The sequence below is a fragment of the Microbacterium sp. M genome (assembly GCF_045181065.1).
Taxonomy (GTDB): Bacteria; Actinomycetota; Actinomycetes; order Actinomycetales; family Microbacteriaceae; genus Microbacterium.
The window spans coordinates 1869192-1881581 of the sequence record NZ_CP173721.1 but is presented as its reverse complement, the minus strand read 5'-3'; the positions used below and the strand labels follow the sequence as shown (position 1 = coordinate 1881581).

General features: G+C 64.7%; 11 protein-coding genes and 1 pseudogene. 2 read left to right on the top strand and 10 right to left on the bottom strand.

Annotation, left to right across the window (positions count from 1 at the left end):
• Positions 1 to 17 precede the first annotated feature (17 nt).
• Positions 18 to 464: a hypothetical protein gene (locus ACI7YT_RS09030; protein ID WP_406250338.1), complete on the top strand. Its 447-nt coding sequence runs from the start codon at positions 18 to 20 to the stop codon at positions 462 to 464.
• Positions 465 to 485: 21 nt separating this feature from the next.
• On the opposite strand, the gene ACI7YT_RS09025 is transcribed toward ACI7YT_RS09030, so the two are convergent.
• The 3 genes from ACI7YT_RS09025 to ACI7YT_RS09015 form a co-directional block, all read right to left on the bottom strand.
• Positions 486 to 959 (bottom strand): hypothetical protein, encoded by a 474-nt coding sequence (locus ACI7YT_RS09025; RefSeq protein WP_406250337.1) that lies wholly within the window; start codon positions 957 to 959, stop codon positions 486 to 488.
• Positions 959 to 1807 carry a hypothetical protein gene (locus ACI7YT_RS09020; RefSeq protein ID WP_406250335.1) on the bottom strand — a complete coding sequence of 283 codons (849 nt, stop codon included), beginning with the start codon at positions 1805 to 1807 and terminating at the stop codon, positions 959 to 961. Before ACI7YT_RS09020 ends, ACI7YT_RS09025 begins: the two co-directional genes overlap by 1 nt.
• A 328-nt stretch (positions 1808 to 2135) precedes the next feature.
• Positions 2136 to 2885, bottom strand: coding sequence for a FadR/GntR family transcriptional regulator (locus tag ACI7YT_RS09015; RefSeq protein ID WP_406250333.1), 750 nt, complete (start codon positions 2883 to 2885; stop codon positions 2136 to 2138).
• A gap of 109 nt (positions 2886 to 2994) precedes the next feature.
• On the opposite strand from ACI7YT_RS09015, the gene ACI7YT_RS09010 reads away from it, so the two are divergent.
• A complete protein-coding gene (locus ACI7YT_RS09010; RefSeq protein ID WP_406250332.1) occupies positions 2995 to 4146 on the top strand; it encodes a mandelate racemase/muconate lactonizing enzyme family protein in 1152 nt (383 codons plus the stop codon).
• A gap of 23 nt (positions 4147 to 4169) precedes the next feature.
• Here ACI7YT_RS09010 and ACI7YT_RS09005 read toward each other — a convergent pair whose 3' ends face one another.
• The 7 genes and pseudogenes from ACI7YT_RS09005 to ACI7YT_RS08975 form a co-directional block, all read right to left on the bottom strand.
• Positions 4170 to 4508: an L-rhamnose mutarotase gene (locus ACI7YT_RS09005; protein ID WP_406250331.1), complete on the bottom strand. Its 339-nt coding sequence runs from the start codon at positions 4506 to 4508 to the stop codon at positions 4170 to 4172.
• Complete coding sequence (locus ACI7YT_RS09000) at positions 4505 to 5455, bottom strand: carbohydrate ABC transporter permease (RefSeq protein ID WP_406250330.1); 951 nt, start codon at positions 5453 to 5455, stop codon at positions 4505 to 4507. Before ACI7YT_RS09000 ends, ACI7YT_RS09005 begins: the two co-directional genes overlap by 4 nt.
• A complete protein-coding gene (locus tag ACI7YT_RS08995; RefSeq protein ID WP_406250328.1) occupies positions 5442 to 6284 on the bottom strand; it encodes a carbohydrate ABC transporter permease in 843 nt (280 codons plus the stop codon). The genes ACI7YT_RS09000 and ACI7YT_RS08995 overlap by 14 nt, the downstream gene beginning before the upstream one ends.
• A 147-nt stretch (positions 6285 to 6431) precedes the next feature.
• Entirely contained in the window at positions 6432 to 7787 is a 1356-nt protein-coding gene (locus ACI7YT_RS08990; RefSeq protein WP_406250326.1) for an ABC transporter substrate-binding protein, read from the bottom strand.
• A gap of 63 nt (positions 7788 to 7850) precedes the next feature.
• Positions 7851 to 8280 (bottom strand): annotated as a pseudogene (locus tag ACI7YT_RS08985) (amidohydrolase family protein).
• Positions 8281 to 8364: 84 nt separating this feature from the next.
• Entirely contained in the window at positions 8365 to 8697 is a 333-nt protein-coding gene (locus tag ACI7YT_RS08980) for a hypothetical protein (protein WP_406250324.1), read from the bottom strand.
• 29 nt (positions 8698 to 8726) lie between these two features.
• Positions 8727 to 12371, bottom strand: coding sequence for an NEW3 domain-containing protein (locus tag ACI7YT_RS08975; RefSeq protein WP_406250322.1), 3645 nt, complete (start codon positions 12369 to 12371; stop codon positions 8727 to 8729).
• Between the last annotated feature and the right edge of the window lie 19 nt (positions 12372 to 12390).

Genomic DNA, 12390 nt, shown 5'->3' with positions numbered 1-12390 from the left:
CATGGCACGATGACCTCATGACGAGCACCCCGATTCCCCACGCTTCCGACTCGCTCGAGCAGCGAACAGCTGAAGCCGCAATCATCGCCGGCGTCTCGGCTCTGGTTGGTGTCCCTCTGGCGCCGGCCAGGATCCCCATCGACGGCGCCCGCGTCGAAGTGGACGGCGCCAATCCGGACAACACTGTGCTGGTAGAGGCTTACGCCCGGATCGGCGCACTCAAGGGCGCCCAGCCGCGCAAGCTCGCCTCAGACGCGTTCAAGCTCGCCTGGGCCGGCCAGAAGCTCAACGCCACACGCCTGATCATCGCAGTCGCAGGCGTCGACGCCGAGAACTACCTCCACAGGCCAGGGGCATGGCTCACGGCAGCAGTTCGGGACGCCGGCATCGAGGTCATCCGGATCGACCTCGACGATGAGATGCGGGCATCTCTCGTCGCAGCGCAGTCGCGTCAGTTCAGGTAACGGATTCGACAGACAGTGCCTTCAGTACGGCGACGCCACCAGGCTCACGGAAGCCCAGTCGGACAATTCTTCGAACGGGACGAAGCTCTCGCCGCAGTAGATCGAGAGGCTTTGGGAATTGTCGCTCCACAGATACGTTCTCCCCATCTCACACTGCATGGTCGCTCCTGACACGGAAGTCACAGTTGCAGTCAAGTGCGGACCAAAGCGATGCGTCGCGGGTTGCGTCTTGCGAACGATGACCTCCACCCTGGTCGCGGTGTAGTGCCGCGCTGTGTCGATATTGCCCTCGGATGACGCAAGATAGGCGCTGTCGAATGCGATGGGGTCGCCATAGGTGCTCGCTGCCTCATCGAATGAGATCGCGAGTGGCTGCCGCTCTTCGCGGTCTTCTGGCCTGTTGACGAGATAGACGACGACCGCAATCGCGCCGATGACTGCGAACGCAACGACAACGATCGTCCAACGGCGGTACTTTCGCTCCTGCGCGTCCATCAACCGACCTTGACGAACTCGCCGCAACTCGTGAAATGCACGGAGAAGTCCGAAGGCTCGATCGTGAGCTCGACCTGAGTCGCAGCACTGACGAAGTTGTTGTCGATGATCTCTCCGGCAGCGTCGAGCCGTTCCCAATAACAGTCGGAGATTTCACCCGTCGCGCGGTACAAGCCTGGTTGGATCTGAGTGCCGACCTCGAATACGCCAGCACCGAACCTCAGTCCGGCGTTTCGTTCCTGTTGCTCCTTCGAACCGTTGGCCATCACATCGGCGCTCGGGTGATCAGGACACAACGCCAGCACACCGTTGGCTTCCGCCTGCTGCACCTCGTTGATCGGACCGTTGGTCTGGTAGAAGTGCGTCGTCTCAGCGCACATTCCCCACAACAGCGAGAGCTTTCTGTAGTCGACGGGTTCGCCATACGCAGTCTTCAACGCGGTGGTCTCCTCTGTGGAATATGTCCCCCCACCGATGACCTGGGCTTCGCACTTCGTGAAGGTCTTGTCGCTCGCCCAGATCTCGTGAACGTCCTTGAAGATCTCGGACTTAGTGGTGCTCCCACCGGACTCATTTGGGACCTCGTAGCCACACGAGAAGACCTTAGCTTTGAGTACCGGAGCGACAGGCGTAGGCGTCGTTGTTGCCGTCGGCTCTGGGGAGGCAGGTGCCTGGACTTCTGCAGGCTGATCGTCGACCGCCTCTTCGGCCTCCTCTGCTGCTGCTTTAGCGGCAGCGGCGGCTTCTGCCTGCGCAGCCTTGTTCGCGATCACGATGCCCGTCGCGGTCCCACCCAGGATCACGACAGCGGCGATCGCGACCGGAACGATGACGCCGACCTCTTCCACAGCGGTCGATGAGCAGGCGCATCTTCGGTTGTATTCATCCCCATGGACCGAATCATATCCACCGACGGCGTCGGCGGTTTAGCATCGGAGCCATGCTGAATCGCGCCGTTAAGGCGAAGACCTCCGTCGCCCTCGCTGGCCTCTCGCTCGCCGTGATCGCTCTCGCAGGATGCACGAGCTCTCCGGCTGCACCACAGGCGGCCGAGGCGGCCCCGAAGCCGGCTGCAAGTCAGGCACCCGAGCCGAGCCCCACGCCGGAGGATCCCGACGCCTGCAAGGGCGTCGCCCGCATCTCGATCGGCCAAGGGCACGCAAGCGTGACAAACTTCTATCGGCCCGAGGCGCGCGGCGAGGGAAGCCTGCGACGCTCCCAGGAGACGCGGATGTGTTCTTCCATCGCACGTTGCGCCGCCACCGCATCACCCACATCGATTGCCTCGACCACCCGTTCATGCTCGGAGACCGCGGCCTCGTAAGCGTCCTCAGGATTGACCCCGCGGTAGCGAGTGCTCTCATTCGCGTGGTCGAAGAGCGAACCGGCGATGTTCTCAGCCAGAACATTCTGGGACAGCCGCATGACCGAATGATGGAACTCGACGTCCGCCGTGCGGAAGGCATCGGGATCGCCGATCGCGTTGCGCATCTGCACGACGCTATCGCGAAGCTCCGCCACGGCAGCATCGGTGCGGTGGGTGGCCGCAGCGCCGGCCATCACTGCCTCGAGCGCTTCCCGCACGACGCTCAGATCGTCGAGGATTCCCAACGTGTCGTCGTGCAGGATCAGAGTGGAAAGCACGAGTGGGTCCAGCAGATTCCACGAGGCGATCGGGTTCACATGAGTGCCGCGGCCCTGCGCGACGGTGACCATTCCCTTCTCCTGCAGCCGCTTCACCGACTCCCGAATCACCGTGCGGCTGACTCCGAAGTCCGTGCTGAGGGCGCCCTCGGGGGGAAGGAGATCACCGGGAGCGAATTGCCCGGTGACGATCGATTCGACTAGCTCGCGGAGCACTGCGACACCGATCCGGTCGAAAGGTACTCGCGGGGACCGCGCGGCGCCATCGTCGGGAGTCGTCATGACGGCCACTCTAGAGCGCGCGGAGCATTTGTGCAGTCGAGCACGCCGGAAACCGCATACATATTATGTATGCTGTTAAGAGCCACCGTATGGAAAGCCAAGGAACATCATGAAGATCACGGGTTATCGTGTCGTGCGGACGTTCCTCGACTGGGAGCGACCCGTCGGTGACGCGAACGGATTCGTCGCCTCCGGCGTCACCGACGTCGCGATCGTCGTGCTGGAGACCGACGCGGGCGTCGAGGGCCTCGGTATGGGATCGGACCACGATCTGGCCCGCCTCTTCCCGGCGCTGGACGGGCAGGATCCCCGAGCAGTGACGAGCCTCTACGACGCGATGCTCGCGACCGTGTTCAAGTCCGGACACGGTGGTGCGACGTTCGGCGGCATCGGCGCCTTCGACACGGCGCTGTGGGACCTCAAGGCGAAGCTCGCCGGCGAGCCGTTGTGGCGGCTGCTGGGTGCACGTGACCGTTACGTTCCGGGGTATGCCTCGGGGCTCGATATCGCGTTGGACGACGCATCACTGCGCGCGTTCTACGACCGGATGGCCGAGCGCGGGTTCACCAGCGGCAAACTCAAGGGCGGTCGCAGTCTGTCGGCCGACCTTCGACGGCTCGAGATCATCACCGATGCGCTGCGTGTGAACACCGATTGCCCTGCCGTGATGCTCGATGCGAACGAATCGTGGAACCTCAAGCAGGCAGTGCGATACGTGAGCGCCATCGAGGACCGCATGGACCTGACGTGGATCGAGGAGCCACTGCGACGGTGGGATGCCGACGGTCACCGTCGACTGAGCCATCATGTGCGCGCAGCAGTGGCGACCGGCGAGAACCTCACCGGTCTCGAGCAGTTCCGCCCGCTTCTGGATGCCGGCGCCGTCGACGTCGCGCAGACCGGCGCCGTGTGGGGTATCACCCATTTCATGCGCGTCGCGATGGCTGCTCACAGCAGGGATGTGCCGATCAGCCCAGTCGGGCTGACGTCCAATCACGCTGTCGCCGCCGCGGCGACCGCGGTACCCAACCATCTCATCGCCGAGGTGCAGCACGTCGGATCCCCATTCGGCGTCACCCTCGACCAAGAGTTCCAAGACGGCGGAATCGTGCTCGGCGATGAGCCGGGAGCGGGAATCGTACTCGACGAGGACGCCATCACGCACGAACGCTCCAGCGCCACTTGGCTCATTCCGGAAGGCCCGCACGTGCGTCCTACGCGGGCCGGGCTGCGCATGATCACCGAGCCCGGCCCGGACTGAGGCGTCGGCCGATCGGAAACGCCTCAGTCGAGGTGCCAGACCTCGTCGAGCATCTGCCAGTTCGGAGCGCTCGATCCCGCGGCGAAAGCGATCTGGCACGGCCCGGTGAGCGCCCACCAGCGACGGGTCGCAGCATCCGCTGCCATTCGTGCTTGGTCTGCCTCGTAGTCCTCGCCGTAGTACTCGTAGTACCCCACGATGACCTCGCCCATCGAGAAGATAGTGAAGTTGCGGATCCCCGCTTCGGAGATCATCGACTCGACTTCCGGCCACACAGCTTCATGCAGCCAGAGGTACTCGTCCCGCTTCTCCGGCCGGAGCCGGGCGATCATGCCGAAGCGGCGGGGTGGGAACCCCGTCACTCCTTGGTCCCGCCCGCGGTCAGTCCACTGACGAGGAATCGCTGAGAGAAGAGGAAGATCACCAGGACCGGCGCCACCGAGACGATCGTAGCCAGCGCGAGGGCAGGAAGATCGATCGTGACCGAGCCGGCAGAGGTGGGGTTGAAGAGCGGGACGTTCGAAAGGAGCTCAGCCAGGCCGACCTGAATCGGAGCCTTGCGGCCGGGAACCATGACGAACGGAAGGAAGTAGTTGTTCCAGTTCGCCACGAGGCTAAAGAACCCGACCAGCGCAATGACCGGAGTCGCGAGCGGCATCGCGACCTGGGCGAACACCCGCAGCTCGCCAGCACCGTCGATGCGAGCCGCATTGAGCAGATCGCGAGATACCGCGGTCGAGAAGTAGATGTACGTCAGGTAGACACCAAACGGATAGAACGAGAAGGGCAGGATGACCGACAGCGGCGTTCCCACCAGCCCCAACGCGCTCAACTCGAGGAAGGTCGGCAGAACGAGGGCGGTGGCCGGCATCAGCATCACCACGAGCGTGACGGCGAGGAGCAGACGACGTCCGCGGAACTCGGTAAGTGCCAGCGCATAGCCGGCAGGGATGCTGACCAGCAGTGTGATAACGAGTGCGACGCCCGAGTACAGCGTGGCATTGCCGAGCCAGACCCACACGATGCCGTTCTGGAACTCCATCAGTTCGGTCCAGTTGGCGCCGAGCGTCCCGAGGCTTCCGAAGCTGAACGGGTTTCCGAGCAGAAGTTCGCGCGATGTCTTGGTGGGGGCAAGCAGCAGCCACACTATCGGCACGATGAAGAAGAGCACGAAGAACGCGACGACGCTCCAAGCGAGTACTCGTGCGACCCACCGCCCCGGCCCTCCGGGATCGGCCGAGATCTCGCGGCGGCCCGCGCGGCTGCTATGACGACTATTAGGACGCACCAGCGTCTCAGTCTCGCTCAAAGAGTCCTCCTCGGAACACGAAGACGGCAGACAGCCCGACTGACACCAACAGGAGCAGCAGCGAGATCGCGGCGGAGCCGTTGAAGTCTCCCTGACGGAACGCGAACAGGTACGCCAGCTGGTTCAACGAGTAGTCCGGCGGGACGACCCCCTTGGATGCTTGGCCGAGCACGCGGGGTTCGACGAACAGCTGGGTGCCCGCGGCGAGCGATATCACCGCCATGTAGGAGATCCACTTGCGCATGAGCGGAATCTGGATATGCCACGCCGTCGCGATCGGTCCCGCTCCGTCGATGCGCGCGGCCTCCATCACCTCAACCGGGATGTTGTTCAGTGCGCCGTACATGATGATGATCCAGCCCCCGGCACCCGTCCAGAAGGCGATCAGCGTGAAGATGACCGGGAGATTGTCGAGCGCGACGGTCTGCACGAAGGTCTCGAACCCGAACGCCTTCAGGATGCCCGAAACCGGGCTGACCGTCGGATCGAGAAGGAACAGCCACAGCATGACGCTGGAGGCTCCGGCCAGGGCACCAGGGATGTAGCAGAAGAACCGCACTGACGTGGAGAAGAATCGTGCGCGGATTGCGTGGACGAGAAGCGACAGCAGCACGACGAAGATGACGAGCGAGATCAGCCAGATCATCACGTACGCGGCGACGTGCTGCACCGCCGGCCAGAAGCGGTAGTCGCCGAACACCTTGACGAAGTTGCCGAACCCGGCGAACGCGCCGTCCTTCGTGAAGGCGAGGAAGATCGCGTACACCGAGGGCACGATGCCGAACATCACAAGCAGCAGTACGTAGCCGCTCGAGAAGAAGTAGCCCACACGGGCCTGGCTCCGGTCGGGGGACTTCTTCCGGGTGTCCGGCGCCCGCCGGCCCCTCATCTGAGAGGGGCCGGCGGTGCGCACCGCGGCGTCGGTGGTTGTACGGATGAGAGGACCTCCCTGTCTACTCGTTCTGCCGGGCGTCGATCACTCGACGTTGTAGCCCTGCACCTGCGCCTCGTTGAGGTACTGCTCCCGCCAGTCTGGAACAGCGTCCGCGATCGTGTCGCCCGCCGCGAGCGCGGGGATGACAACGGCGGCGTACGCGGTTTCGGGGCTGAAGCTGGGGAAGCCCCAGCCATCCCACACGCTCGTCGCGGCGGTCTGGACAGCACCGGAGAAGTCACCCACGAAGTACCCGCTCGACGACTGTGTCTCGAGCCACGTGGCGGCCGTGGATTCGTACGCCGGCAGACCCGTCGCGAGCTCGACGGCTGCATCCGAGGAGATCACGAACTCGAGGAAGGTCTTCACGGCCTCGAGATTCTCGGAGTGACTGGACGCGAACCATGTTCCGCCTCCGACGTTGCCGGTGACCTGGTCCTCACCATCCCAGTAGAGCGGAGCGGCGGCGCCGACAGTCCCCGCGGGGGCGTTGACGCTGTCGGCATTCTGGAACAGCACGCCGGAGTACCATGCCGGTCCGGGCATCGCGATGATCTTGTCGGCGTACTTCTCGACGAAAGAGGCTCCGAAGACGCTGTCCTGCACCAGGGTGCCGTTGGCCACCATGTGATCAAGCAGATCCGTCATCCGCTGCGAGTGGTCGTCCTCGAAATCGGAGGAGAACGTGTCGCCTTCGAGCTGGAAGATGGGTGCCTGCGCACCCCAGTAGTACAAATAGGGTGCGAAGGAGTCGCCGACCGAGCCGAGGATGTAGCCGGGGTGCTCCGCGGCCACAGCGTCGCTGAGCTCCTGATACTCCTCCCATGTTGTCGGGATCTCATACCCGAACTGGTCGAGAAGCGCCTGATTGTACCAGAGCACGACGGGCGCGAGGTCGTTGCGCAGCCCGTAGACGGTGTCCCCCACCGTCACAGGGTCGAGAGCGCCGGCGGTGAATCCCGCCAGGAAGTCTTCGTCGAGCAGCCCCTTGTCGACGGGAGCCGCGAACGGCTGCACTCCGTTGGTCTCCTTGGCGGCCCAGGACGCGTCATTGGTCTGCGTGGAGAAGACCACATCCGGCCAGCCTTCACTAGACTGATCGAACAATGCGACCTTGGTCTGGAACGAGCCCGATCCACCGGCGTTGCCGTCGTACGTCTCGACGCTGATCGGCACATCGGGATGCGCCTCTTCGAAGGCATTCGCAAGCGGTTCGCGCGCGGCATCTACCCAGACCGTGATCGTCGCGTCGGCGTCCTGCTCGACGGAATCGAATCCGTACTCGGACGTCCCGGTTCCTCCCGATCCGCCGCCGGTGCAACCGGCGAGAAGCGTGACAGCGGCCACAGCCGCGATGGTGGTCACTGTTCGGGTGATGGTGCGGCGCTGTGCTGCCATGGCGCGAGCCTTCCTGATCGGCTTCGTTGTCGAGTTCCCGGGACGGGTACCGGACTTATTAGATCATACATGTGACCTTTGCGCATCCAAACGGTAGACCTCGACGGCCGTCTCGGATCGCACCGCCGCCTGCTCCGCCGGACTGAGGCAGTCGAGCGCGTGAATCGCTCGCTCGTACCCGCCCGACAGCTTCACGATGGGCCAGTCTCCGCCGAGCATGCACCGCCGCGGACCGAAGACGTCGAGTGTGTGTCCGATGTACGGGCGGATGTCGGCCTCGGCCCATTCCGACGGCCGGCCCATCGTCGAATCGAGCCCAGAGATCTTCGCGAACATTGGGCCGATGCGCCGCTTCTGTGATGGACGACCACCACAGTTCTCGCGAAGCGGCACCGATCGGAGGGCGCGCAAGATGATCCAGGATGATCGTCAGATCGGGGTATCGGTCGGCCAGGCGGATCCCGTCGGCCAGTTGCGCGGGCGATCCACACACCAGCTCGAAGACGAGCCCTGGGGCGCATTCATTCGTCGGCGCGCATGTGAACAAGATTGCGCACGCCGACGAGTTCGTGTCCGATCAGGGCCAGTCGGGCTGCGGTCCGATGCTGGTCGTGAAGCGGCGCGTAACCCACAACCCCCGGACGATCTGATGATCGCGAGCGGCCGCCAGCATTACATCGGTGTCGGAATCGGTGTCATCGGATTGGATGAGCACGGCGGCGGTGACGCCGAGCCGCTCCAACTCGGGCAACCCGTCTGAGACCCGATGCGTGTGGTCGAGAGCGGGGATCTTCCGCAGCCAGTCATACGGGCTGCGGTCGACATCCCACATGTGCAGGTGCGTGTCGACGAGCGGGTGCTCATTCAGACCCTTTCCGGATGCCGGGCGCCGAGCGAGCCCGCCGCGCATGAAGGCGTCGGGCTCGCCACCGGCGCCCTCTATTCTGCGATCGTCAGGCCGCTGAAGGTTGCGCTCGTCGCCCGCCCCGCGTCATGCGACGTGTGGATCACGCCGGCATCGAGCACTTCTTCCGCTCCCATGAGGGCGGCGGCAGGTCCGACCTGCACCCACGTGGCCCCATCGTCGCGTGAGACCCAGCCGCTCACTTGGTCGTCGGCGCGCTGGAGGCGGAGCAGTATCGGCAGTTCGCTTCCGATATTCATCCGGTGCTCGACATCGATGAATCCGTCACCGTCCGTATCGACGGCGAGTGCAACACCGAAGCCGGCGAGTCGGTAGAGGGAGGCGTATCCCGTACCCGATCGTGCTGCCGTCAGGTCGTTGCGAATCACCACACCACTCTTCGTGTAGTCGTTGGCACGCTCCTGAGCATCCAGACGCGCGGTCACTGACCCGTCGCCCGTGATCGCGTCCTTCACGAACACGGTGCCGTACGCGTCGTCGCGTTGTCCGCCCGCGCCCCAGATATCCGCACCTGCGACTCGGATCCCCAGCGAGCCGCCGGCACCGCCGCCCACCAGCCCTGAAGGGGATGTGGTGAATGCGGAGAGGCCGTCGGGCAGGGAGGCACCCGCGCCCACAGACGTCGACCATTCCGGGGTCACCAAGGGGACGTCCTCGTCGTAGCGCAGGGTGAAGTCGACTCGACCCGTGGCGATGGCGCCGGCGGGAGGCGTGAGCACGGCAGAGACCAGCACCGACTGGCCCGCCTCGATCGTGCCCGGGACGACGATCGGCGCGGCAGTCCAGCCTGTAGACGGCACCGCGACGATCTCAGCTCCGCTGATCGGGGTGTCGCTGAGGTTCCGGATCGCTATCGGGACGTCGACCACCGCTCCCGCCGATCCGCTCACCTGAGTCGGTGCCGATGCCACGACGCCGGACGTCGCTTCGATCGACAGTCCGCGGAAGGTGGCCAACGCGGACAGCGAGGCGTTGTGCGACGTGTGGATCACGCCCGCGTCCATGTTCTCGTCCGCACCGATCAGATCTCGTGCCGTTCCGATGGCCTTCCACGTCTCACCGCTGTCCTCCGACACGAATCCGGTGACCGTGGCACCGGCGCGGACCAGACGGAGGCCGATGGGACCCGTCGTCGAGACCGACGCGCGGTCCTCGCGGTCGATGTTCCCGTCGCCGTCGGTGTCGACCGCCAGTGCCACGCCATGCCCGGCGATCCGGTAGACGGACGCGTAGCCGAGCGCCTCGCCCGCGTCAGTGAGATCGTTGCGGATCACGACGCCGCTTTTCGTGTACTCGTCGACCGGGTCCTGCTGTTCGAGGAACACGGTGACAGACCCGTACTCGCCCAGACCGTCCGGTTGATAGATGGCACCGTACTCGTCGTGGTCCTGCCAGATGTCCGTTCCGGCGACCTGGATGGCGAGAAGATCCGCCTGCTGTCCGGTGATACCGACGGGAGAGGTCGTGAACGACACGAGCGGCTCGGCGAGCGCGGAGCCCGCGAGAGCGGTGATCGTGCTCTGCGCCTTCTCGCGTTCTGTGCCGATCCGGTACTTCGCGTCGATGGCGACTTCCGCCGATGTGATGGGCGTAGCACCTGCCTTCGAAGGCGACAAGGCGATCGTCGCCGTCGCGGTGGCGCCGGGCTCGAGGGAGCGCGGCACATCAGAGACGGTGGCTTCCCATCCTTGGGGCAGGTTTGCCTTCACCGAAAGCGATGTCACGCGCTCCTGGCTCGCGTTGCCGATCTCAACAGGAATGGACACCGGCTCTCCGCCGATCGAGATGTGCTCCGGCGCCGCGCCGAAGTACACCGCAGCAGTAGCGGGACTGACGTCGCGCAGGAAATCGGGCAGATCAGGCCGCGCAAGCGGCGCGATGCCTGCTTCGTAGATGATCCGACGCGCTTCCATGGGCCAGTTCTCGTCGGGGACCACGGTGTTGTCCGTGTAGACGCTGCGACGACCGGCCACCTCCGCGTTCTGAAAGGGGATATTGGAGAAGTTCCCCGTGGTGACCATGTCTCCGTTGAGCGGGCTGTTGCTGTAGTTGGCATGCCACCAGCGTCCGATCGCGGTGACGACGTTGCCACTCACCTCGATGAATCGGGAGCCCTCGTCGAAGTACAAGCCGTAACCCCATCCGTGGCCGGCCCCCTCGACGTAGTTGCCTCGAAAGACACTCCCGGGGGATGCGCCGAGGTTGTAGTACGGAGCGCCGTCATAGTGGATGCCGAGCACATCGTGCAGGTGGTTCCCCTCGACGGTGAGGTTGTGCAGTGTGGTCGGCGTTTCATAGCGCGGATAGTAATTGTAGGTTCCGCGACGTTCGTACTCGGCGCTCCCGCCCGCGTCCACCATTCCCCATCCATAGCCGGTGGCGATGGCGGAATACGGGAGGTCGGAGATCTCATTGTGAGAGATCGTCGAATCAGCCGCGTATGTCAGCAGCACCCCCACGTTGTCGGTGTAGTAACGAGCCACTTCGTGGATGACATTCTCACGAACCACGATCTCCGAAACCGTCATTCGCGGATCGCTCGGGTGATGCGCATCCGGAAGGTATCCACCTACGGCAACCCCCGTACCGCCGATCTCGGTGAACTCGGACCGTTCCACAGTCACCCGTTGCGCTGCGAGGCCAACGCCCGAGGCGGTCGCGTTGGCGTCGTTGCCGATGCCCAGACCGTTGGCGCCGAGGTTGACAAACCTGCTCTCCGAGAACGCGATGTCGCTGGCGGCAGTGACTTCCACGGCCGCGGGCATGCCCGAAACGAGGCCGCGGGTGGACTCGAAGTTCGTGAGGTCAGCACCTTCGATGTCTGCGAGGTACGAACCCGTCTGCTGATCGGCGAACCCGATCGTCGTCGGCGCGTTCCACGTTGTGCCGCTGAACGTCAGGCCTGAGAACGAAAGCCCGTGGACCGGCTCGTCGAGCGTGCCGGCGACCTGCACCAGCGACTCCAGGTGCGGAAGTTCCACAGCGGCGCGATCCATCCGCTGGTCGTCGAGCGGCTTGTAGTAGAGGCGCCCGACTTCATCGTCGAGGAACCATTCTCCCGGCTCGTCGAGGAAGGCGAGCGAGTTCTCCACCACGAGCGGGCCGGCGTGGAACGGCGCGTCAAGGGTGTCCCACCCCCAGGTGTTCAGCTTCCAGGCGGGCTGCTCCATGACGAGGGTGTCGCGTTCGACGCCTGCGATGGGGCTGATACGGCTCGTCCACGACCCGGATCCCTTGATCTCAGCCTTCTCCACCCCAGGTAGCTCGAGCAGCCACGCCGCCGATCCCTTCGGCTTGTACCCGGCCTCAGTGGTCGGCATGTCGCCGCGCGTCAGCTCCGTCTTGGCACGTTCGGCGAGTACTCCATCGACATAGAGCTGACGCGTCCGCGTTCCTTCTGGCACGGCAGCGCTGTAAATGCCCGCCGCCTGATCGACGAGCTCCCACCCGGTCACCGGCACGGTGCCGAGCACGCGCGCTTCCCCGCGAGCAGGCCCGACCCACGACACCGAGCCTCCTTCGGCGGCTGAGTCGTCCCCATCGAAGACCAGAGGCTCGTCGAGCCGGTAGTCGCCGGCCGCGACGGAAACCACGATCTCGCGGACCCCTGACGACGTCGCCTGCCGGACGAGTTCCTGTGCCCTCTCGAGCGAACTCACGGCCTTGCCCCGCGACTGG

Bases quoted from the DNA above. Each gene is read 5' to 3' on its own strand.
- ACI7YT_RS09030 (WP_406250338.1), top strand. From the start codon at position 18: ATGACGAGCACCCCGATTCCCCACGCTTCCGACTCGCTCGAGCAGCGA.
- ACI7YT_RS09010 (WP_406250332.1), top strand. From the start codon at position 2,995: ATGAAGATCACGGGTTATCGTGTCGTGCGGACGTTCCTCGACTGGGAG.
- ACI7YT_RS09025 (WP_406250337.1), bottom strand. From the start codon at position 959: ATGGACGCGCAGGAGCGAAAGTACCGCCGTTGGACGATCGTTGTCGTT.
- ACI7YT_RS08980 (WP_406250324.1), bottom strand. From the start codon at position 8,697: ATGCGCGGCGGGCTCGCTCGGCGCCCGGCATCCGGAAAGGGTCTGAAT.
- ACI7YT_RS08990 (WP_406250326.1), bottom strand. From the start codon at position 7,787: ATGGCAGCACAGCGCCGCACCATCACCCGAACAGTGACCACCATCGCG.
- ACI7YT_RS09015 (WP_406250333.1), bottom strand. From the start codon at position 2,885: ATGACGACTCCCGACGATGGCGCCGCGCGGTCCCCGCGAGTACCTTTC.